This is a genomic window from Pseudomonas sp. c313 (assembly GCF_055407145.1).
In genome coordinates, this window is the sequence record NZ_JBUZRD010000006.1 from 35,576 (window position 1) to 57,421 (window position 21,846).

Consider the following 21,846-nt stretch of genomic DNA (forward strand, 5'->3'; position numbering starts at 1 on the left):
GCGCGACCGGCACAACAATGAGAACCCAATGTGGCTTACCTATGCCCATCGCAGGCAAGCACACACTGGGTCGCGTTTATTACTTCAGTGTGCGGTCACCCGCTGGCGCATCGCCGAGTTGTTGGGCGAGAGCGCCAGGGCCAACTGCGTACGGTTGTGCATATGGGTCAGGCGCAACACCTGGGACACATAGAGCTTGACCGTGTTCTCTGTGATGCCCAATTCACAGGCGATCTGGTAGTTGGTCTGGCCCTTGCCCACCAGCCGGGCGACGTCCAGTTGGCGCGGTGACAACGGGTTGAAGATCGCCGGTATTTCCAACCGTTCGGCATCTTCGGCAGACACTTCGCCCTCGCTCTGCGACGCGGGGCTGCGACGGGCCTTGTCCAGGTCCTGGTACAGATCATTAATGGACTCGGAAAGCGTTTGCAGCTTCTGATTCAGATGGCCCAGGTGCACGCTCTTTTGCCGCTCTTGCAGCGCGGCCTCCTGGCGCTGCAGCCCTTCAAGCAGTTCATCAAGGTTGATCGGCTTCTGATAATAATCAGCGATCCCGGCGCGTAGGGCCTTGATCACGTCCTGCTTGTCAGCGCGACCGGTCAACATGATGGCTTCGAATGCCCGCTGCTTGCCAGCCACCCGCTGCAGGGCCTGGACTAGTTCAATGCCATCCATCTCCGGCATATGCAGGTCACACAGCACCAGGCCAATCTCTGCGTCTTCGGTGAAACGCTGCAACGCCTGCTGGCTCGACAGGCAAGGGACGCAGCGATAACCGCTGCTTTCAAGAAATTCACAAAGCTCTTCCACGATCAGTGGTTGATCGTCGACCACGAGCACTTTTACCGCAGAGGTAAGCTTGTTCACGCGCTACTCCATGCCTGGCAAGCCAAAGATGACCTATCCGTTCCGAGGATCTTTCCTACACACCTACCTCAATAAATCTAGACGTACTTTCCGACTATGTACATAGCGATACCCGGAGGCGATGACTAATGAATACACAACCAGGTGAAGGAAAACCCCACCAGCAGAAACGGCGCAAAAGGCAGTTTTTTTGACGGATCAGGTGCCAGGTATCCAAGTCGCCCTCTAAGCCCTTGACTTATATGTGGCCAGAGCCGGGGCGCAAGTATCAGCCACAGGACATTGGCCACGCCTGCGCCGATCAGCGACCACAGCAAATAGGTCGAATTCGACCCCAGGCCCAGGGCAGCCAGCAACTTCACATCGCCTGCCCCCAGACGCCCCAACGCATAACCCGGTAACGTCAATAAAAGCGCCAGGGCAAATGCCCACAAGCCTTGAGTACCGGACGCACCCAGCCACGTCGTGCCACTCCACAATAAATAGACCAGCGCCAATAGCGCCGCGCCCAGAGTCAGCCAATTGGCGATCTGACGCCGACGAATATCCTGCACCGCACACACCACCAACCAGAAGAACACCACGATGCTTTGGATCACGTAAAAAACATCCCTTTTTGCTGAATGATTCTATGCTGATATCAGGTAGTAGCAGTCAGGGTAGACGCAGTGATGAAAACAGGCCTCCCTAGAAAGCAAAAAGGCGCGGTGGCGATCGAGTTCGCCCTGGTCTTTGTGGTTTTTTTTGCCGTGTTCTACGGAATGATCAGCTACAGCCTGCCGTTGCTGCTGATGCAGTCGTTCAACCAGGCCACGGCTGAGGCGGTCCGGCGCAGTGTGGCGATAGACCCGAACTCACCGGGCTACACCGCAAGCGTCGGGCCGGCAGCAGCAGAGTTCGCGCGCAAGCAGTTGGATTGGATTCCCTCCGCCTTTCAATTTCTGCCCGGACACGTCACCGGGACATTCATCGGTGGCGTGCTCAAGGTCGAGATCAATTACCCCTCGACCAATCTCAAGGGCGTGCTGCCGTTTATCGTCCTGCCGGGTATTGGTGACGTGCCCAAACTGCCCACCATGCTCCATGCCCAATCGAGCCTGCAATTTTGACCTCGGGGGACAAACTCTTCGGGCGCTTGCTCGGCCGCAGCAGCCCCCTGCGCCTCAACACGCCTACTCGCCAGCCCACCACGGGCTTGCAAGTGCAATTGGACCATCAAGGCCACGTGCTGCACATCAACGGCACCTTGCGCCAACAACTTGCCCAACACCTGACGAGCGCCCCCCAGCCGCTGCTGCGTGATCTGCTGTGTACCAGCAGTGAACTGAGTGTCGAAGGAACCCCTGCCGACTGGCAGCACCACAGCCTGGACCTGGACTTCCACGGTGCCGCCGGGCAAACCCTGCAGACCAGAGGCTGGATCGAGCCGGACGGCGATGGCTGGATCCTGCGACTGCTGGATATCGGCGACTTGCTGGCCGGGCGGCAGCTGGCGCAACACCGCGAACAAAACCATCAACTGGCCTGCAAGATGAGCGAGCAATTGCGGGTCTGCAGCCTGGCGCGACTGCCGGAAGTGTTCAACGAACACCTGCGCAGCCTGGCCCAGCGCTGGAAAATCCCCTGTGTGGCCCTCGCCTTGCTGGATGAACAGGATCAGGGCTGGCTGGTCTACAGCCAATACGTGGCTCATGACGCCCCGGCGCTATGGCAAACCGGGCAACGTCTGGGCACCAGCCTAGACAGCGTCAACGGTAATACGCCACTGAGCCTCGCGGTCGGCCAGGGCCGCAGTGAACACCCGCGCCTGCACAGCGTGTTTGGCAATGCCGACGGTTTCCTGGTGCCGTACCGCGATGGCCAAGGCGTTGCGGCGTGGTTGTTGTGCGGGTTTTACAGCGGCCAGGCGGATATCGGTGACCGTGACTGGCTGAACCTCACCGCCGCCCTCGCCGCCGCCCTGCTCAGCCGCCTGCGCGAGCAACGTCACCATCAGCAACTGGAGCGCCTGGAAGCCTTGCAAGGCCTGCTCGGTACCGGTTGGTGGGAGCTGCAGCCAGCAAGCCAGGAGATCCAGCTCGCACCACAGCTCATGCGCAGCCTGAGCCTTGAGGACGGCCCCACGCGACTGGACCTGGCCAACTGGCTGGACTTGATCCATCCGGCCGACCGCCAGGAATTGAACAGCCGCCTGCAGGATTTGCAACAGTTGAGCAAACCCTTGTTGACCAGCGTGCGCCTGCACCGTACCGACGCCGAACATAACCCCATCTGGTACCGCGTCCAGGGCCAGGTGCTGGGCGTTGGCGACAACCGGCGCTGGATCGGCTTCATGCTCGACATCAGCGATATCAAGAACCAGCAACTGCAAGCCGCCGCCGCCCACGCCCGCCTGGATAACCTGATCGCCAGTTCACCAGCGGTGATCTACGTCCAGCGCTATGCCAGCGGCGCCTTGCACCCAGCGTTTTTCAGCGACAGCCTGTTGCCGCTTTTGGGCTGGACCCTGGCCGAATGCACCCACGACACGCTGGCTTCGTTAATCCACCCCGAAGACCGCGACCTCTACTTTGAACGCACCCGTCACCTGCTGCGCGAAGGCAACGTGCGCAGCCGCTATCGGGTGCGGGACAAACAAGGTGATTACCACTGGCTGCTGGACGAAGCCAAGCTGCTGCGCGACGACCTCGGTCTGCCGGTGGAGGCCGTCGGCCTGTGGCTGGATATTACCGAGGCGACCCTGGCCGCAGAGCGGGTCAAGCAGAGCGAGGAGCGCTACCGGATTCTGGTGGAGGACTCGCCGGCGATGATCTGCCGCTACCGTCCAGACCTGACCCTGACCTTCGGCAACACGCCGCTGGCCAACTACATGGAGTGTTCGCCGGCACAACTGCCGGGGCTGAATCTGAGCCAGTGGCTATCGGAAGAACAACGCATCGCGTTTATCCAGCGCATCACTCAATTGACCCCGGAGTTTCCCGTCAGCACTGCCGAGATCAGCCTGCAACTGCCCGGACGCGAACATGCCTGGTGGGTCTGGTCCGACCGTGGCGTGTTCGACGAACAGGGCCAGTTGCAAGAAGTCCAGGCCGTCGGACGCGACAACACCGAAGTGCGCCGTTCACAACAACAACTGACCCAAAGCGCAAAAATGGCCACCCTTGGCGAGATGGCCACCGGCCTTGCCCATGAAATCAACCAGCCGCTGAACGTCATGCGCATGGCCATCGTCAACATGCTCAAACGCCTGGGCAACGGCGATGCGCAGATCGATTACCTGACGGAAAAACTCCAGCGCATCGACTCCCAGGTCCAGCGAGCAGCCAGGGTGGTGGACCACATGCGGGTGTTCGGGCGCCGCTCGGAAATTGAGCAACAACCCTTCGACCCGGCCCAAGCAGTGGACGGCACGCTGTCCCTACTCAGCGAAGGCCTGCGCGGCAAAGGCCTGGACCTGCGTGTCACCCCAGTCGATTTCACGGTGCAAGTCAAAGGCTACGTCGACCAGTTGGAACAGGTGCTGATCAACCTGATGGTCAATGCCCGCGACGCCCTGCTGAGCAAGCACGAGCAGGACCGCGACTTCAAACCCTGGATCTCGTTGCACTGCGAACACGACAGCCGCCATGTGCGGATCTGGGTGGAAGACAACGGCGGCGGGATTGACCCACGGTTGCTCGAGCGGATTTTCGAGCCATTTTTTACCACCAAGCCGATTGGCGTGGGCACCGGATTGGGGTTGTCAGTGAGCTACGGAATTGTAGAAAACATGGGCGGACGGCTGAGCGTTGCCAACAGTGAGCATGGAGCGAGGTTTTGTGTGGAGTTACCGGTGGTGGAGGGTTAGATCACCAGGTAGGCCTGTCCCATATGACAACTTAGGTTGGCGCCAATTTCGGCATTTCCCAGGCTGATACCCAGAGCGCTCAGCAGGGTATTGACGATTGGATCCAGTAGCGGTGCCAGAAGACCCTGAATCGCTCCCACAAGAATATTGGTAATCGTCGTGAGCAACCCCGCGACTGAAGCAAGCGCGCCACTTGATACGGTGCCTGTAGGAGGTGCATAGGTCACTTGAAGGCCACTCAACGTCGCGCCAAGACTATTGATGATGTTGACGCTGGAAATACTTTTATAGGTCGGCGGCAAGTTCATTTCAGCTACCGGAGAGTAGAACAAGCTTTCAGTTCGCTGCCCCACGGTGGATTGCGATTTCAATAGCAGGCCACCGCCGACACCAGCGGTGCGTGAAGGACTGCACAGTAATGTCGCCACGAAACAAAGCCTCTTACCAAAATCAACCAACCTGACTGGTTGTGCGATTACCGATGCAGATGAAGAGAAAGCTGCAGCCGCATCGATACTCCCGATGGCAATAGTGACGAGTGAACTGCTGGCCTGGACGGTCAACGATTTTGTAGCGGGAGTCGTACAACTGAAATCGGTGACATGACTTTCCGCACTGGCAGCCTCTATGTAAATATCCAGTTTTTGAGTGATATCAACATCAGTGACCTCGCACGAAAGAAGACATAGAAGCCCCCCTACCACCTCTGGAATATTCAGGTTCAAAAGACCTTTAACCACTTTCGTAACCGGATCCGTAAGCCCGACAAGCGCCGACGCGATCGAAGAAACGCCCTTTAGTACGGGAATATCGAGAGATATCAAGGTCCTGACTTGTGCAGTACGCACGAAAATCTGATTAGCCCCCGTCAGCAGGCCTGCCTTTGCCAAGGCTGGGTTTCCGATAGCCGAAAGCTGCGGCGGCTCGATGACTTTCGTTGTTATCGAAGCATTGCCCACCAATGGAATATTCAATTGAAACGCGGCACTCACAGCACTCTTGCTACTCGAGAGCTGGGCCACACCCTGGATCAATTCGAACAACTTCACGTTGGTGTTCAGGGCCGTGGCCGGTGTTCCGGTCGCTATCTTCAATAAGTCCCCAACTTTCAACAGTTGTGTATTCGGGGCAATTGCCTCAATCGAAATTGCATTGTTAATGATGGCCGCTGCCACCGTACCGTTTGTTTGCAAGACCTTGACCGCAGCATTGATCAATTGAGTCGGGGATACGGCGGCGTTCAACAACGCCTGATAGTCCCCTGCTGTTACATTTAATTTAATGGCCAACTGATCCAGATAACTGAGCAGATTGACATCAGTATTGGCCAACCCATCCCAGCCGACAGCAGTGAGAGCAAGGCTACCGCCAAGTAAACCGCCGATTGTCTTATTCAAAATCTCTGACTTGGCGGAGTTGATCGTACCCAATGAGCTTCGAATGGTCAGTTGCGCCACTGGCGGCGCCAGTGCCCCTACCGCCGTCGCCGACAACGTCGTAGTGGTTTGAGGCGTGCCGCTGAAGAGGTTCCATACCCCATTGGCGATGCTGCTGGTCACCGTGTGCGAGGCCACCACACGAATTGCATCGTTTTTACTGGCGTCGGCGCTGAAGACGCGGATATTGCTGGCGTTGGTCGCCAAGGTGCCACACGTCACGGCAAGCCCGCGGCTGTTGTCGTTGGCAATGACGGTGAAGCCGTTGCGTGTGGCGTTTTGCTTGGCGTAATCGGTGGCCGTGGTACTGGGCGCGCATTGTCCGCCGCGACCGGCTGCTTCCAGGGCCGCGGTATCGGCAATCGACTGTAACTTGCGTTTTTCCAGGTACAAGCGTCCGCTATCAACCACCAGCAGCGTGCACACCAAGGCCAACGCCATTACGCAAACGGCAATCAGGCCAATCGCACCACGTTGCCCGGAATAACCGGCCAGGCGGCCAGAACGAAGTCGGGGAGACATCGAGCACTCCTTTGCCGGCGAACTGCCGAGCGCTTACTCTCCTGTGTTGAACAGCAGTGTAGACAAGGGTTGGGAAGTGCGCTGGCATGTCGCCACTTTTGCCGACTCCTGGAGTGGCGCGAACTAAAATTTGCGTAGGCACTATCGAGCCCCAGCGAGGCTGCGATGGGATCGCTGCGATGTTTTCAGGACCGATTCAGGCAATCAGCGCGGTGGATAGTTGGAAAGAACCTTGGCCACCGTCGCCCGAACAGCCGCACTACGGTCCTGTGGGTTAGGCGTGCCGCTCATCATTTGCTCATCGCTGCCGCGCCACACCAGCTTGCCGTCCTTGCCGTCCAGCAGGTCGATCTGGATGGTCGCGACTTTGTAGGTGATGTTGCGGGTTTCGTTGTACATCGGCGCGCCCCAGTATCCGTTCCACGGCCCGCCCCAGGCGCCACCGTAGTTAGTGGTGACTTGTTGCTGGCGATCCTCGACGATCAGGTAAGTCTGCACGTTCAGGTCAGCCTTGGTGCCCGCAGCGGCAGGACGCAAGCCACGCTGTTCCAGTTGCTCGCCTACCGCCTGGCGGATGCGCTGTTCGGTGAGGTCGCTCTTGATCCGCGGATCATCGGGACGGTACTGCAACGCGGGGTCTTTCCAGCTCCAGCTGCGGTAGGCACCAAAATCGCGGCTGGCATCAAAGTCGTGGTTGACCTGACTCGTCTGGCAGCCGCCCAGCAGCACGGCAAAAGCAAGCAAAGCGATACGACGCAACATGATTGTTCTCCAAGAGGCTATTTGAGGCGCTATCTGAGTCTGAGATGAGAATAGTTGTTAACTTGGAGGATACGCCGTCATTGCCTTTTGCACAGCCTGGCGCAAGGCATCACCGCGTTCACTCAGACTTCCCTGGCTGCTGGTTTCAGCGCTGGCGCTCCAGACTGGCTGGCCGCTGCGGGCATCAAACAAATTGACCCGCACCACCACGACCTGCACTTCATAGGTGCGCACCATAGGCACCGAGTTGTACATGCCGTAACCGTTGCCATAGCGGTTGTAGCCGCCGTAGCCATAGTTGTCCTGGACCTGACGCAGGCGTTTTTCCTGGTGCACATCAGCGCTGACCAACAGGTCGGGCGCGCGGTTGTCATGCATCGGGCGCAAGCCGCGTTGATCCAGGGCGCCACTGACCGCTTCGGCAATCTGCGCCGAGTCGGCCCAAGCCGAGCCCGCCGGCAACTGGCCGTTGCGCCAGGCCCAATTGCGGTAGGCGCCATAGTCGCGCACCGGCGCCGGGTAGGCGCTGGCATCAAAGGTATTGGCTGCCTGGGCAGGCGCCGCAGGAATGGGGCTGGAGGCAGCTACATAAGGGTTGTTGCTCTGGCAGGCGCCAAGCCCCAGGCAGAGCAGGATAAATCCGACACGGCGCTTCATTTCAACCTCCGCAGACTGGGCCGTTTAAACCGGACGGCAGATCCAGTGCAAATAACGCCCAAGTCCGGCAAAGCTTGGGTGTCGACGGTGAGCGAGCTCCATCTCGACTAAATCCTGCAAATTGACGCGGGCCTGGAACTCCACCGGCATATAGTCGTGGAACACCCGCACGCCACTCTGGCTTTCGACCTGCCACAGGCCATCTAGTTGCGCCGCCAACTCCCGGGGATCAAGGGGTTGCTGCGGCGTCAGGCTCTGCTTTTCGCCGGCCATGTCGTTCTTGCGCATTTTGCGGAAGTGGCCTTTGAGCAGGTTGCGGTAAATCAGCGCATCGCGGTTGTAAAAGGCCAGGGACAACCAGCCACCGGGCGCCGTCAGTTGGTGCAGCACCGGCAGGATCCCATGGGGCTCGGCCAGCCACTCCAGCACGGCGTGGCACAACACCAGGTCGTAAGGTTCGGTGAGTTGGCCCAGCAGGTCCTGCCAGGGCGCCTGGATAAAGGTGGCGCTCTGACCGGCTTCGGCAAAGCGCTGGCGGGCGCCGTCAAGCATCGGCTCGGCGGGCTCGGCCAGAGTCACCTGATGACCGCGCTCGGCCAGCCACAGCGACATATGACCAAGGCCCGCGCCGATATCCAGCACCCGCAGCGGGCGGTCCGGCAGGGTTTCGATCAAGTCGGCCTGCAACACCGCCAGGCGAATAGCACCCTTGGCGCCACCGTAGATTTTTTCGGCAAACCGGGTGGCAAGCTGGTCGAAATGGCGATCACTCATGGGCAAACCGCCGCTCGCTGTCGGCCAGCTTGGCGCGTACCACTTGATCCATGTCCAGCCCCAGCTCACTGCACAGCAGCAGTAGATACAGCACGATGTCACCGACTTCCTGGCCGGCATGGGCGAGTTTGTCTGCGGGTAGCTGGCGCGATTGGTCTTCGCTCAGCCACTGGAAAATCTCCACCAGTTCGGACATTTCCACGCTGGCGGCCATGGCCAGGTTTTTCGGACTGTGGAATGGCTTCCAGTCGTTGTTATCGCGGATGCGATGCAGGCGTTCGGTGAGGTGTTCGAGGTTCATGGGGGGCTCCTGAAGGTGTATAGCTTCGGGCGGATAACCGGCGAAGGCAAGTGAATGGTGGCGGCTCTAATCCACCACGCTGAACTCAACCCTGGCCGTCTGCCCTGCCTCATCGAGCACACTCAATTGATAGCGGCCCAGTCGTTCGAAGCTGGCGTTGATGCTGTCCTGGTTGGCGCTGTCTCCCAGCGGTGCGCCGTTGAGAAACCACCAGCGCCGGCCGCTGCCGCCCAGGGCGGAGATTTTCAGGCTTAGGCGTTGCAGGCTGGCGGACGGAAGACGCAGTTGATCGCCCTCGCGTACACCAACGATGGACAACGGCGACGACGCCGCCAGCGCGGGTGGCGGGCAATCGGGATCAGCTGCGGGAATTCGCGCTTCCCGGCGCTCGACCCTGGGCAGCCACGGCTCCAGCGGTGCCGGCCACAGCGCAACGTCCCGAGATACCGCGCCAGGACAATTAGCGGCTACCCGCAGGCCCTTGGCATTGACCCAGATTGTCTCCATCAACCCGACACCCAACGGCTGATCCAATGCCTGCAAGGTCGGCGGCGTGGTCTTGTCCAGCGTCCAGGCGAAGCGTTGGCGGCGGCAGTTGGGATCGCTACGGCTCATCGGTTGACCCAACGGCCAGCAGATCGCCGCGACGCCGACGTTCATCGGCACCGGTTTAACGGGCGCACTGATACCACGCTGGCTGTCGCGATTGGTCAGCACATCATGCACTTGCAGCATCAAGGGCGCCGCCGAGGCCAGGCCGAACTGGCCCGGCACCGGCGTGCCATCCGGGCGGCCGATCCACACACCGATCAAGTAACGCGGCCCAACGCCAATGGCCCAGGCATCGCGAAAGCCATAACTGGTCCCGGTTTTCCAGGCCAACACCGGCCGCTGCACCAGCTCGGCCCGAGGGTCACGGTCCGGTCGCGCCTGGCCGCTGAGGATGCGCCGCACAATCCAGGCGGCCCCTGGCGACAGTAATGGCCGCTCTCTTAGCACATCGTCCGGCTGCAAACGAATGTTGGCGCTCTTGCCGTCCCGGGCGAAGGCGCTGTAGCCACTGACCAGATCTTCCAGACGGCTGCCGGCGCCGCCAAGGATCAGTGCCAGATTCGGTTCGGCCAGGGCCGGCAGCGCCAGGGGCATGCCGCCGATGCGCATTTGCGCGGCAAAGCGCTTCGGTCCATAGGCTTCCAGCAATTGCACCGCCGGCAGGTTCAAGGAGCTGGACAACGCTGTACTGGCCGGTACCGCACCGCTGAAGCCCATGGAAAAGTTGCCCGGCCGGTAATCACCGTAACGCCGTGGCACGTCCTGCAACAAGGACTCGGAATGAATCAACCCGGCGTCCAGCGCCATGCCATAAAGGAAGGGTTTGAGCGTCGACCCCGGCGAGCGCATGGCGCTGATCATGTCGACATGGCCAAAGCGCCGGGCGTCGTTGATGTCCACTGAGCCCAGATAGGCGCGCACCGCCATGGTTTCCTCTTCTACCACCAGAATCGCCGCCGACGTGTGCTCTGGCAGGCGCGCACGCCAGCCTAGCAGCAGGTCTTCGAGGCGACGTTGCAGGGTGGCATCCAGGGTGGTGCGAATCAGCGGTGGGCTATCGGGACGGTTTAGCCGGCGGGCCAGCAACGGCGCGAGGCTCGGCTCCAGGCGTGGAGCCAGCAACAACGGTTCTTCAAGAGCTTCGTCGACGGCAGATTGCGGCCACACCTGAAACTCAGCCAGCCGGCGTAACACCTTGTCCCGCGCTTGCTGGGCACGCAACGGATGACGATCCGGGCGCAAGCGACTTGGCGCCTGGGGCAACACCGCGAGCAAGGCGGCTTCGGCGTGGGTCAGTTGCTGTGGCGACTTGCCCAGATAAGCCCAACTGGCAGCAGCCACACCCTGCAAGGTGCCGCCGAAGGGCGCGCGATTGAGGTAGAGGTTGAGGATCTGCTCCTTGGACAGGTGCCACTCCAACTGGGCCGTGCGCCACAGTTGCCGCAGCTTGCCGTGGAAAGTCCGCGAGTGGGGATCGAGCAAGCGCGCCACTTGCATCGACAAGGTGCTGCCGCCGGACACCACCCGCGCACCGGTGAGGTTCTGCCAGGTGGCGCGTACCAACGCGAGCGGGTTTACGCCAGGATGCTGATAAAACCAGCGGTCTTCGTAGGTCAGCAGGGCGTCAAGGTAGTACGGCGAGACTTCGCTGTTTTCCACCGGGTAGCGCCATACGCCATTGGCATCGGCAAAGCGCCACAGCGGCGTACCGTCTTCAGCCAGCACCACGCGGGCCAGGTCGTCCTTGGGCAGCGGCAACGGCCAGAGACGGTCGGCGAGCCATAACAAGGCAATCACCAGCACCACACTGCCCAGCGTCCAACGCGCAACTAATCGCAAACTCAAACCTGCAAACCTCTATGCTTCAAGGGAACTAGCCCGTGGGATTAACGACCAAAGGCTCAGGTCCGGCAGATACGCCCACCTTTTTATCAGGACACACACATGCAGGTAGAAAGCTTTTTCGAATGGCTGGGCCAGGCGCTCGGTTCCGTCATCCGGTTTATCGTCGATGGGCTCAGTGGGTTGTTCAACGCGTTGACTCATGCTGGCGGCAACTTTATCGAAGGCCTGTCCCGCACCCTGGGCATGGATACCTCGATCATCAGCATCATCACCCTGATCATCGGCCTGATGCTGTTGTACTCGGCGGTTCGCGCCTTTATGCGGGCCTCGATCATCATGGGCATTATCTGGCTGATGCTCGGGTTGTGGCTGTTGAGTTGGGTGGTTCACTAACGACCCCACCTCCTGTAGGAGCGAGCTTGCTCGCGCCTACAGGAGGTGTATATCAACGCCCCTTGATCACCATGTCCGCCGGGGTTTCCCCCACTGCCTGCCAGTTCGGCCGATACATCGACTCCACTTGCGGCGGCGGCACACGATAGGTGCCGGGCGTCACCGCACGGGCCAGGTACAGCAGGTGTGTGGTGCCGTAGCCGTCCAGATTCAGCGCCGCCACGTAGCGGTCATCGCGGAACTCCTGATGCTTGAGGGACGCGTTCTGCATCGACTCGCGCCATTCCTTGACCTGGCTGCTGGCGTTTTCCAGGCTGGCGGCACTTTGTGCCAGGTTCTGGTTTTCCAGCTCCAGGCCGGCTGGCAACAAGTCCACCACCAGGGCATCCGGCACCCGCTGCTTATTGGCACTGACTGCCAGGTGCACCAGCACCAGATCACCACTGTTGAGATTGCGCAGGTTCAGCGGCTGGCCATTCATCCCCAGGTATTCACGACGAATACTCAGGTTCTCACCACCAGCGGCCGGTGGCTGCAGTGGGTAACCGGAAATGCTCAGTTGCTGGTAGACCGGCTCGCTGCCCTCGTTACGCAAGGTCAGCGGCGAGGTCAGCAACGCGCCTTCCAACTTCAAGCCCGATTGCCCGTTGTTCAGCTCGCGGGTTTCGCCGCCGCTGGTGAACTGGGCGGTCCAGTTGGATTCCGGCTTGCCCAGCAGGCCACGACCAGCGAGGAACAGCGAATTACGCTCCTGGGTCGACAGCCACTGATTGGCGGCCATCTGGTCCGACAGGTCGAACAGCCGCTCCTCGCGCTTGCCCTTGGCCAAGTCATTCTCTTCCAGCAACGCCAGAATCATCGCCTGGTCCCGCAGCGGGCTGCCGTAGTCGGCCAGCCACTCATTACCTTTACGGGTAGCTGCCAGCCCAGCCACCAAGGCTTGATCGGCACGGGGCTGATCGCCCATTTTTTGCAGGGCGATGGACAGTTGCACCAACGGCAAACCAGAACGGGCATCGGTACGCCGTTCGAACAAGCTGCGCAACGCCCCCAGCGGCGCCTGCTGACTGCGGGCCAGGACCATGCCTGCGTAGGCCTGCACTGCAAAGCGGGTGTGGTCGGCGTTGTCGCTGTAGTCGACTTCGATCAGGTTGCGTTCCTGTACATAACGCAGCAGTCGCTCGCTGGCCTTTTTGAGTGCTTCAGGCGGCACGGCAAAACCTTGCTCGCGAGCCCGCAGCAGGAAGTCGGTGACATAAGCCGTCAGCCAGTACTCTTCCTCACCATCGGCGCCCCACAGACCGAAGCTGCCGTTGTAGCGCTGCATGCCCAGCAGGCGCTCGATGCCTATCTCGATCTTGCGCTTGCGCTCGACATCCGGCTCACCCTTGAGGCCCAGGCGCGTGAGCACCGCCGCATCGGCATACAACGACGGGTACAGACCGCTGGCGGTTTGCTCCAGGCAACCATAGGGGTAAGCCTTGAGCGCTCGAATCTGTTCACCGAGGTTCAACGGCGGACGGCTCGACAGGCTCAGTAACGCTTCGCGCCCGGCCGGTTCGAACAGCGCCAGTTCGGCGTCTGGCAAGCTCCAGGTTTCATCCTTGAGCACCGCGCGGTATTGCTTGAGCAGCGCCGGATAAGCCGGACGCACGCCCAGGGTCCATTCGCGGGTAAACGGCGGCAGGTTCTCACCCGGCAAGTCGAGGCCATTGACGGTGACCTTGACCTTGCCCTGGCCAAACCCACCCAACGCCCGCACGGGAATCTGCAAGGTGGTGCGCTGGCCTTGAGTCAGTTGCACGCTGTGGGATGGCTCGCCGAGCAGGGTCAACTGCCCTTCGGCAGTCAATTGCACATCCAGCTTCTGCGCCTTGCCCGACAGGTTAGACAAGTCCAGGGCCAGACGTGTCTGGTCACCGCCAGCCAGGAAGCGCGGCGCCGATAGCTCGGCAATCAGTGGCGCGGCAATCACCGTCTTGCCTTCGGCCATACCGTAGCGATCGTCACTCCAGGCTTGGGCCATCAGGCGTAGTTCACCGTTGAAGTCGGGGATATTGACGCTGACTTCGCCCTCGCCTTTCTCGTTCAACGTGACCGGCGCGCTCTGCAACGCGACGATGGTCACGCTGGTGTCCGGGCGCTTGCCGCCTTTGGCCAGCGCCGCATCGCCACCGAACGCCAGACTGGCCAGACGGCCCTGCCCGGCTTCGATCAGTTGGCCATAAATGTCGAACTGGTCCACGCCGTAAGCCTTGCGGCCAAACAGGCTGGAGTACGGGTCCGGCGTCGGGTATTCAGTGATATTGAGAATGCCCACGTCCACCGCCGCCAGCAGCACATGGACTTGTTTCGGCACGCTGCCGTCGGCATTTTTTGCCGTAATCTTCACCGTCAGTGGCTGCTTGGGACGCATTTTTTCCGGTGTTGTAAGCGTCAGGCCAAGCTTGCGCTGGGTGCGATCAAGTGGCAGATGGAGCAAGCCCACCGCACGTTTTGGCGTGATATTGGCCTTGCGCTCGCCGGGGCGAATCACCAGGGCGCTGACGTACAGATCATGACGTGACCATTTCGGATCGAGCTTCACCGCAAAGCTTTTGCCTTCGGCCGGCACGTCGATTTCCTGCCACCACAACGGCCCTTCGCTGGATTCCACCAGCAAGTAACCTTTGCCCGCAGCCGGTGGCGTGACCGTAACGTTGGCGGTGTCGCCGTCGCCATAGGCCGGTTTATCCAGCGCCAGCTTGACCTGATCCGGACGCACGGCGCCGCCTTCGGTGTTGTCCTGGGCCTGGTAGCCAGCCCAGAAACGCACGCTGCTGATCAGCCCGGTCTGCGGGTCTTCGACCTCGACACGGTACGGGCCCCACTCCACCTGGAAGCTGACCTTAGCGGTATCGCCGGCCTTGATGTTGACGGTCTGTTCGTCGAGGTTGAGAAATTTCTCGTTGTAGTGATAGCTCCAGCCGTCATTGTCCGAGTAGTTCCAGTAATAGTCGCGACGCTCGCGCACCAGTCGCACCTTGAGGTTCTCGGCGGCGAGTTTCTGGCCTTCCTGATTGGCCACCAGTACTTCGAATTCCGCCGGGCCATCGCCATTGGTCTCAGTGCCGTCGAACAAGCCGCGCAAGCCCGGCAGTTGCTCGGCTGGCCATATCGGTTGCACCAACCGGCGAGTGATCGGGCGACCGCCTGACTCTTGCAGGCTGGCCTGGACGATTAGTTGCAGCGGCGACTTGGCATCACTCCATTTGCTTTCCAGGGTCAGCAGCTCTTCGCCCTTGGCGTCGAGTACGCTTTCATCCAGTTCAAAATCCTGGCTTAGTTCTTCTTCGGTCACCGAACCAAACTGATAACCCGGCAGCGACTTGACCGCCTCGCGCAGCGGTCGCACATAGACTTGCCCACTGACCCGATTGCCGGACGCCGGCGCGCCATACAGGTAGCGGCCATTGACGTGAATGGTGGCGTTGTCAGCAGGGCTCAGCGGTGTGTCGCTACCCTTGAGTTCCAGGGCCAGGCGTTCGGGCAGGAAGTCTTCGACGAGGAATTCATAGAGTTGCGGCTTGCCATCACCCAGGTCGAACACCAACTGCCAGCGCCCGGTCGGCGCTTCACCGGCCAGTTGCAGTTGGTATTGATACAGACCGGAAGCGTCAGCGTCCCAGACAAACTTGCGGCTGACCTGCTCATCGGGGCGACGTACTTCCACACTCACCGGCTGAGGCTTGACGGCCTGACCGTCCTTGTCCCGGAGCAAGGCATTGAGCAGCACGGTTTCGCCGGGGCGATACAGGTCACGGGGGCCAAATACAAAGAATTGCAGCGGGTGTGCCGGCTGGCCGCCGATGTCGAACTCCGCCAGGTCCAGAGCCGCACTGTCCAGACGCAGCAGGCTGGTTTGCTCGCCCTGCTTGGCCAGCAGCACCTGGGCCTTTTTCGGCAACGGCAACTGGGCATGGCCGCCCTTCTCGGTTTTACCCTGGCCGAGCACGCGGCCTTCGGCGTCGAGGATTTCCAGCTCGACACCGTCCAGGGCCTTGCCGCCTTCCAGGGCCTGGGTGAAGACGTCCAGGCGATTCTGGTAGCGGTGCACCGACAGGCCGATGTCACTCAAGGTGAACAGCGTGGCCGGTTGCGAATAGTTGTAGGTGCCCGAGGCGCGCATGACCGCGAGGTAGACGCCGGGCTCTTGCAACTGCTTGAGGCCGGCAATCGGCAGCAACAGGGTTTCACGGGTATTGCGCGCTGGATTGAGGTCAAAGCGGCCGCCATACACCAGGTCGGCCATGGGCAGCAGTTCGCGGGACTCATAGCTTTGCAGGCTGGTGTTGCGGCCCCACTGGGCGAGGAACGCCGGCAGGGACTCGGGCTTGATGCGGAAGAATTCGACGTCGATCTTGTCGACGTTCAGCGCAATCACCGGCAGGCCTTCGGCCAAGCGAGTCGGCAACAAGGTGCCACGACTGGCGAAACCGACGGTGGCTTGCAGGTCACGGGTTTCCAGGCGGCTGACGTACTCGGCGGCGAGCTTGGCGTCGTTGACCCCACGCAGGCCGGCGTCCACGGTCAGCACCAGTTTGCGCTGGGGCTCAAGGTGGCGCAGGCGCAGTTCCATGAGGTTGTCCGACAGCTCCCAGGCCCCATCGACCTTGCCATCCTTGCTGTCCACCAAATGCAGTTTGCCTTCGAACTTCTGCTCGGGGTCCAGCGGGATCGAGAAACTCACCGACAAGGTGCTCGCGCCGTCCAGTTGGACTTCGGACACGTCCACCACACTTAATTCACGACCGGCGTAGCGCTGCTTGAGCGCCGCCACGTCTACCGCTGGCTTGACCTGTTTCGGTGCTGTCGCCGCCGCAGGTACGGGAGGAGCAACCGGTTTATCAGATGAATCGCAGGCGCTCAGCAGGGCCAGCGTGCAAGCCAGGAACAGTCCTTTGTTAAGCATGGGGCACTCGTTGTCAGGGGTGTCTGAGGGGTGAACTATATATCAGTGGCACCGAACCGGCTGTGGCGCTGCTCACATTGACCGACGGAGGGCACTTATCGTTCCCATGCTCCGCGTGGGAATGATCAAGTCGCGTATGCCACAGGCCCAGTTACAATGCCGCTCCCCAAAGGAGCCTGCATGTCCACCCTACTTACCGACTGGCGCCACCGCCCCACCCATCGCCGCGTCTGGGCCCTGGCGGCGCCAATGATTCTGTCGAATATCTCGGTGCCGCTGGTGGCGCTGGTGGACAGCATGGTCATCGGCCATCTACCCCATGCTCATCAACTCGGTGCCGTAGCCGTCGGCGCCAGCCTGTATACCTTCCTGGCCTGGGCCATGGGGTTTCTGCGCATGGGTTCCACCGGGTTTGCCGCCCAGGCTGCCGGGCGCGGGGATGGTGCGGCGTTGCGGCAGATTCTGTTGCAGGGTTTGCTGCTGGCGCTGGGATTGGCGATGGTGCTGGGGACCATTGGGGTTCCACTGAGCGGCCTGGTACTGGACTGGATGCAACCTTCGCCTGAGCTGAGTCAGCTGACCCGCGAATTTTTCCACACCCGTCTGTTCGGCCTGCCTGCCGCCCTGGCCAGTTATGCCTTGGTTGGCTGGTTCCTCGGCACCCAGAACGCCCGCGCACCGCTGGCAATCCTGTTGACCACCAATCTGGTGAACATCGCCCTGAACCTGTGGTTCGTCATGGGCCTGGATTGGGGCGTGGTGGGTTCGGCTCGCGCCTCGGTAATCGCCGAATGGACCGGCGCCCTGCTGGGCCTGGCGCTGACGCAAAAAGCCCTGCGCGCTTACCCCGGCCATATCGCCTGGGCGGCCTTGACGATTTGGGCAAGCTGGCGCCCTTTGCTGGCGGTCAACCGCGACATCTTTATCCGCAGCCTGGCCTTGCAATCGGTGTTTTTCATGATCACCGTGCAAGGTGCTCGTTTGGGCGATGCCACCGTGGCAGCTAATGCGTTACTACTCAACGGCCTGTTGCTCACCGCCCACGCACTGGACGGACTGGCCCACGCCGTCGAAGCGCTGTGCGGCCATGCCATCGGCGCCCACGACCGTCAGGCCTTGCGCCGCACGCTGGTGGTCGCCTGCGGTTGGTCACTGCTGGCCAGCGCCGCCTTCGCCCTGCTCTTCGCCGTTGCCGGCCACTTGTTTATTGCCATGCAGACCGACATTCCCAGCGTGCGCGAAACGGCGTTCATCTACTTACCGTACCTGGCGGTACTGCCGCTGGTTGCGGTGTGGAGTTATCTGCTGGATGGGCTGTTCATCGGTGCCACCCGCGCGCGCGAAATGCGCAACGGCATGCTGCTGAGTGTCGCCCTTTTGCTACCGCTTGCCTGGGCGCTGCAAGGTTTTGGCAATCACGGACTGTGGCTGACCTTCCTGTTGTTCATGGTCCTGCGCAGCGTGATCCTGGCCGCCTTCGCCTGGCACTTGAGCCACCAGGATCGATGGTTCTCCCAAGGTTGAATCCGCCGAGCGAACATAAAAAAACCCACCAGCAACGGTGGGTTTTGTTTAGCCGCTAACGACTCAAGACGACAGGTACGAAGAGCGCGTCAGCCCCAGACGTAATGCATCGAGGAACTGGGTCCGCTCCGCCGCCGTGATCTTGGCGCTGGCGCACTTGTCACGGTAGTGAGTCATCAACTCTTCCGGCGACAAGTGCACATAGCGCAGCATGTCTTCGATGGTGTCGTGGGTTTCGATCCCAGCGCTGTACACCGAACCGTCCTCCTTCTGGTAGAGGTTCACCGAGTCGGTGTCACCGAACAGGTTGTGCATGTCACCGAGAATTTCCTGGTAGGCGCCCACCAGGAAAATCCCCAGCAGGTAATCCTCTCCGTCGTTCAAAGCATGGACCGGCAGGCTGGTTTCAATGCTCTGCTCGTCGACGTATTGCTTGATCTTGCCGTCGGAGTCGCAGGTCAGGTCTTGCAGCACGGCGCGGCGCATCGGCTCTTCGTCGAGACGGTGCAACGGCAGGATCGGCAGCACCTGGCCGATGGCCCAGGTGTCCGGCAGGCTCTGGAACACCGAGAAGTTGCAGATGTACTTGTCGGCGAGCTTGTCGTTGAGTTCGTCCAACACTTGGCGATGGGAGCGCTGACGAGCCTTCAACGAGTTGTGCAGACGGCGGCACACCGCGAAGTAGCACTGCTCGGCCAGGGCTTTTTCTGCCAGGGTCAGTTTGCCATCGGCGTACTGGGAGGCCACGTCGCTCATGTAGTGGGTGGCGCGCCAGTAGGTTTCGGTGACCATTTCAATGTCGGTCGGACCCAGCAGGTCCACCAGCCATTGCACGGTCTCCGGCAGACTTTCCTTGTTCTCGATCGCCGGCACGTCGTCGTTGTGTTTTTCGACGTCGGTGACTTGCACCACCAGTATGGCGTGGTGGGCGGTCAGGGAACGGCCGCTCTCGGAGAAAATGTTCGGGTGCGGCAGGTTCTGGGCGTCGCAAAATTCCTTGAGCATGCCGACCACGACACCGGCGTAATCGTCCATGTCGTAGTTGATCGAACTGGCGTTGCGCGAATGAGTACCGTCGTAGTCAACACCCAGGCCGCCGCCGACGTCGATGTGGTCCACCGGCAGGCCGAGGTTGCGCAGTTCGCCGTAGTAACGAATGGCTTCCTTGAACCCGTGCTGGTAGTCCGCCAGGTTGGCGATCTGCGAGCCCATATGGAAGTGCAGCAGGCGAATGCCCTGGTCCAGGCTGGCGGCGCGGAAACGCTCAACCACCGACAACAACTGCGCGGCCGACAAGCCGAACTTGGATTTCTCGCCACCGGTGTCCGCCCACTTGCTCGACGCCAGCGACGACAGACGCACTCGCAGCCCGATCTGAGGCTTGACCTTGAGGTTGGCGGCTTCTTCGATCACCAGGCTGACTTCGGACTCTTTCTCGATCACGATAAAGACGTTGTGGCCCAGCTTCTGGCCCATCAGCGCCAGGCGGATGAATTCGCGGTCCTTGTAGCCGTTGCAGACGATGGTGCCGCCCTTCGGCGCCAGGGCCAGGACTGCCAGCAGTTCCGGCTTGGAGCCGGCTTCCAGGCCAATGGACACGTCCTGGGTAGCGATGATGTTTTCAATCACCGCTTCCTGCTGGTTGACCTTGATCGGGTACAGCGCGGTGTATTTGCTCTGGTATTCCAGGCGCTCGATATTGGCGTCGAAGGCACCGGTCAACTGACGCACGCGGTCTTGCAGAATGTCCGGGAAGCGCACCAACAGAGGCAAGGACAGGCCGCTTTTGCGCAACTGCTCCACTTGCTCGTACAAATCGATGGGTGAACTGCTGGGGCCGTTCGGACGAACCTCGACGCGACCGGCGTCATTGATCGCGAAATACCCGGCCCCCCAATGGCGAATTCCGTAAACACTACGGCTGTCCGCAACTGTCCATTGGCTACCATCGTCTTTGCGTGTGCGTCGTACGGACATCGAAGTCCCCTATATAAAGTCGAAGAGCGCCACCCAATTCAGAGGCTGGCGCAGTCTAAAGAGTGAAAATGACGATTTGCCTGTGAGAGGGGTAGACCCCGCTTGCAGGACAGAGTTTAGACACCAGTCAGAAACAGGCTCTGTGAAAACCATGAGAGCGACGGCCTGGCCTTGAACTGCAAGGCATCGGGCTCATCGGGGAGGTGGTTTTCACAGAGGCTGCTAGCCGCCGGACTTCTTCGCCTTGTAACCGAGCTTGATCAGCTCGGCTAACAGCAATTCGACGTGATCGCCCTGGATTTCGATGATCCCGTCTTTCAGGGCGCCACCGGTGCCACAACGCTTCTTCAGCGTGGTGGCCAACTCCTTGAGCGCATCCTCGGCCAACGGTACGCCGGTGATGGTCGTCACCGTCTTGCCGCCGCGGCCCTTGCTCTCGCGACGTACGCGGGCAATGCCATCGCCTTCAGCGATCAGGGTTTGTTTGCAGGTACAGGCGTCCACGGGCTGGCGACAGTCCGGGCAATGTCGACCTGCGTCGGTGGAAAATACCAGGCCACCAAGGGCGGCGAAGGATGCGGCTTTTTTGGCCACCGGCAATCCTCTTGGGAGGACAAAGACTGATCAGCGCCCGCAAAAGGGTCACCGACCGCGAAGCCCCACTCAGGCAGGGGCAGCGCTACTGAACCGCAAACACTTCAAAAACCTGTAGGAGCGAGCTTGCTCGCGAAAAACCTGAGGACGGTGCGTGCTGTCTGGCAGCCCGCGTTATCGTTGACGTCCTTCGCGAGCAAGCTCGCTCCTACATGATGAAGCAAAGGCGGTTCAGCTTGAAAAGTCGCGCAGTGTAACGACAAAAAGCCCACTTGCTAAGAGTCAAATAGCGCAATTTTATGCAACCTTAGCGATGTGAGGCCAGATAACGATGCAGCGCGGCCAGGGAGTCCGGGCAGTAGGGCTTTTCTTCGATATCTTTGAGCACCGCTTCGACAGGCATGAAGCGCGCTTCCAGCACTTCTTCAGGCTGCAGATGCAAAGGCCCGTCCCACACCGCCGAGAACGCCGAACACCACAGCCGGTTGCCGGTGTCTTCAAAGAAGAAGTGGTCATGGGCGGTCAGTTCAACGCCGCTGACGCCCAACTCCTCTTCCAGCTCACGGGCCGCCGAATCGGCGTAGGTCTCTCCGGCAGCAACCATGCCGCCCGCGGCCACATCCCAGTAACCGGGGTAAATAGCCTTGCTCAGAGTGCGCCGATGCACGCACAGCTCACCGGCAGAATTGAACAGCATGATGTAGGTGCCTCGCCCGATCAGGCCACGCTCGCGTAAATCGGAGCGCACCAGAGCGCCGAGCAGGTTGTCCTGCTCGTCGACCCAGGCAATCTGTTCGGCATCCGAGGCCGCACGGTGGGCGGCCTCTTGGGAACTATCGACCAT

16 protein-coding genes are annotated in these 21,846 nt (G+C 60.7%); 4 read left to right on the forward strand and 12 right to left on the reverse strand.

Annotated features, from left to right (window positions below):
* Positions 1-84: 84 nt before the first annotated feature.
* Positions 85-867: a response regulator transcription factor gene (locus tag ACZRKZ_RS18095; RefSeq protein WP_463982337.1), complete on the reverse strand. Its 783-nt coding sequence runs from the start codon at positions 865-867 to the stop codon at positions 85-87.
* A 125-nt stretch (positions 868-992) separates the two neighbouring features.
* Entirely contained in the window at positions 993-1,463 is a 471-nt protein-coding gene (locus ACZRKZ_RS18100; protein ID WP_463982430.1) for a prepilin peptidase, read from the reverse strand.
* A gap of 75 nt (positions 1,464-1,538) precedes the next feature.
* On the opposite strand from ACZRKZ_RS18100, the gene ACZRKZ_RS18105 reads away from it, so the two are divergent.
* Complete coding sequence (locus ACZRKZ_RS18105) at positions 1,539-1,976, forward strand: TadE/TadG family type IV pilus assembly protein (RefSeq protein ID WP_463982338.1); 438 nt, start codon at positions 1,539-1,541, stop codon at positions 1,974-1,976.
* Entirely contained in the window at positions 1,973-4,714 is a 2,742-nt protein-coding gene (locus ACZRKZ_RS18110; RefSeq protein ID WP_463982339.1) for a PAS domain-containing sensor histidine kinase, read from the forward strand. Before ACZRKZ_RS18105 ends, ACZRKZ_RS18110 begins: the two co-directional genes overlap by 4 nt.
* Here the strand turns inward: ACZRKZ_RS18110 and ACZRKZ_RS18115 are convergent.
* The 6 genes from ACZRKZ_RS18115 to pbpC form a co-directional block, all read right to left on the reverse strand.
* On the reverse strand, positions 4,711-6,672 hold the full coding sequence (locus tag ACZRKZ_RS18115) for a pilus assembly protein TadG-related protein (RefSeq protein WP_463982340.1): 1,962 nt from the start codon (positions 6,670-6,672) through the stop codon (positions 4,711-4,713). The two genes, ACZRKZ_RS18110 and ACZRKZ_RS18115, sit on opposite strands and share 4 nt — an antisense overlap.
* A gap of 204 nt (positions 6,673-6,876) precedes the next feature.
* Positions 6,877-7,434, reverse strand: coding sequence for a DUF4136 domain-containing protein (locus ACZRKZ_RS18120; protein WP_463969188.1), 558 nt, complete (start codon positions 7,432-7,434; stop codon positions 6,877-6,879).
* Positions 7,435-7,491: 57 nt separating this feature from the next.
* On the reverse strand, positions 7,492-8,091 hold the full coding sequence (locus tag ACZRKZ_RS18125; RefSeq protein WP_463969187.1) for a DUF4136 domain-containing protein: 600 nt from the start codon (positions 8,089-8,091) through the stop codon (positions 7,492-7,494).
* Positions 8,092-8,115: 24 nt separating this feature from the next.
* Positions 8,116-8,865, reverse strand: a complete 750-nt coding sequence (locus ACZRKZ_RS18130) for a methyltransferase (RefSeq protein WP_463982341.1) — start codon at positions 8,863-8,865, stop codon at positions 8,116-8,118.
* On the reverse strand, positions 8,858-9,166 hold the full coding sequence (locus ACZRKZ_RS18135) for a MazG-like family protein (RefSeq protein WP_149411070.1): 309 nt from the start codon (positions 9,164-9,166) through the stop codon (positions 8,858-8,860). The genes ACZRKZ_RS18130 and ACZRKZ_RS18135 overlap by 8 nt, the downstream gene beginning before the upstream one ends.
* Before the next feature lie 66 nt (positions 9,167-9,232).
* Positions 9,233-11,563, reverse strand: coding sequence for a peptidoglycan glycosyltransferase PbpC (gene pbpC / locus ACZRKZ_RS18140; protein ID WP_463982342.1), 2,331 nt, complete (start codon positions 11,561-11,563; stop codon positions 9,233-9,235).
* Between the two features lie 99 nt (positions 11,564-11,662).
* Between pbpC and ACZRKZ_RS18145 the strand changes: the two genes are divergently transcribed.
* Positions 11,663-11,956, forward strand: coding sequence for a hypothetical protein (locus ACZRKZ_RS18145; protein ID WP_133101518.1), 294 nt, complete (start codon positions 11,663-11,665; stop codon positions 11,954-11,956).
* A 52-nt stretch (positions 11,957-12,008) separates the two neighbouring features.
* Here ACZRKZ_RS18145 and ACZRKZ_RS18150 read toward each other — a convergent pair whose 3' ends face one another.
* Entirely contained in the window at positions 12,009-16,907 is a 4,899-nt protein-coding gene (locus ACZRKZ_RS18150; protein WP_463982343.1) for an alpha-2-macroglobulin family protein, read from the reverse strand.
* Between the two features lie 180 nt (positions 16,908-17,087).
* Between ACZRKZ_RS18150 and ACZRKZ_RS18155 the strand changes: the two genes are divergently transcribed.
* Positions 17,088-18,431, forward strand: coding sequence for an MATE family efflux transporter (locus tag ACZRKZ_RS18155; protein ID WP_463982344.1), 1,344 nt, complete (start codon positions 17,088-17,090; stop codon positions 18,429-18,431).
* A gap of 63 nt (positions 18,432-18,494) precedes the next feature.
* Here the strand turns inward: ACZRKZ_RS18155 and speA are convergent, their stop codons facing one another.
* The 3 genes from speA to ACZRKZ_RS18170 form a co-directional block, all read right to left on the reverse strand.
* On the reverse strand, positions 18,495-20,408 hold the full coding sequence (speA, locus tag ACZRKZ_RS18160; RefSeq protein WP_463982345.1) for an arginine decarboxylase: 1,914 nt from the start codon (positions 20,406-20,408) through the stop codon (positions 18,495-18,497).
* 222 nt (positions 20,409-20,630) lie between these two features.
* Entirely contained in the window at positions 20,631-21,002 is a 372-nt protein-coding gene (locus tag ACZRKZ_RS18165; RefSeq protein ID WP_463982346.1) for a translation initiation factor Sui1, read from the reverse strand.
* 307 nt (positions 21,003-21,309) lie between these two features.
* A complete protein-coding gene (locus ACZRKZ_RS18170; RefSeq protein ID WP_463982347.1) occupies positions 21,310-21,846 on the reverse strand; it encodes an NUDIX hydrolase in 537 nt (178 codons plus the stop codon).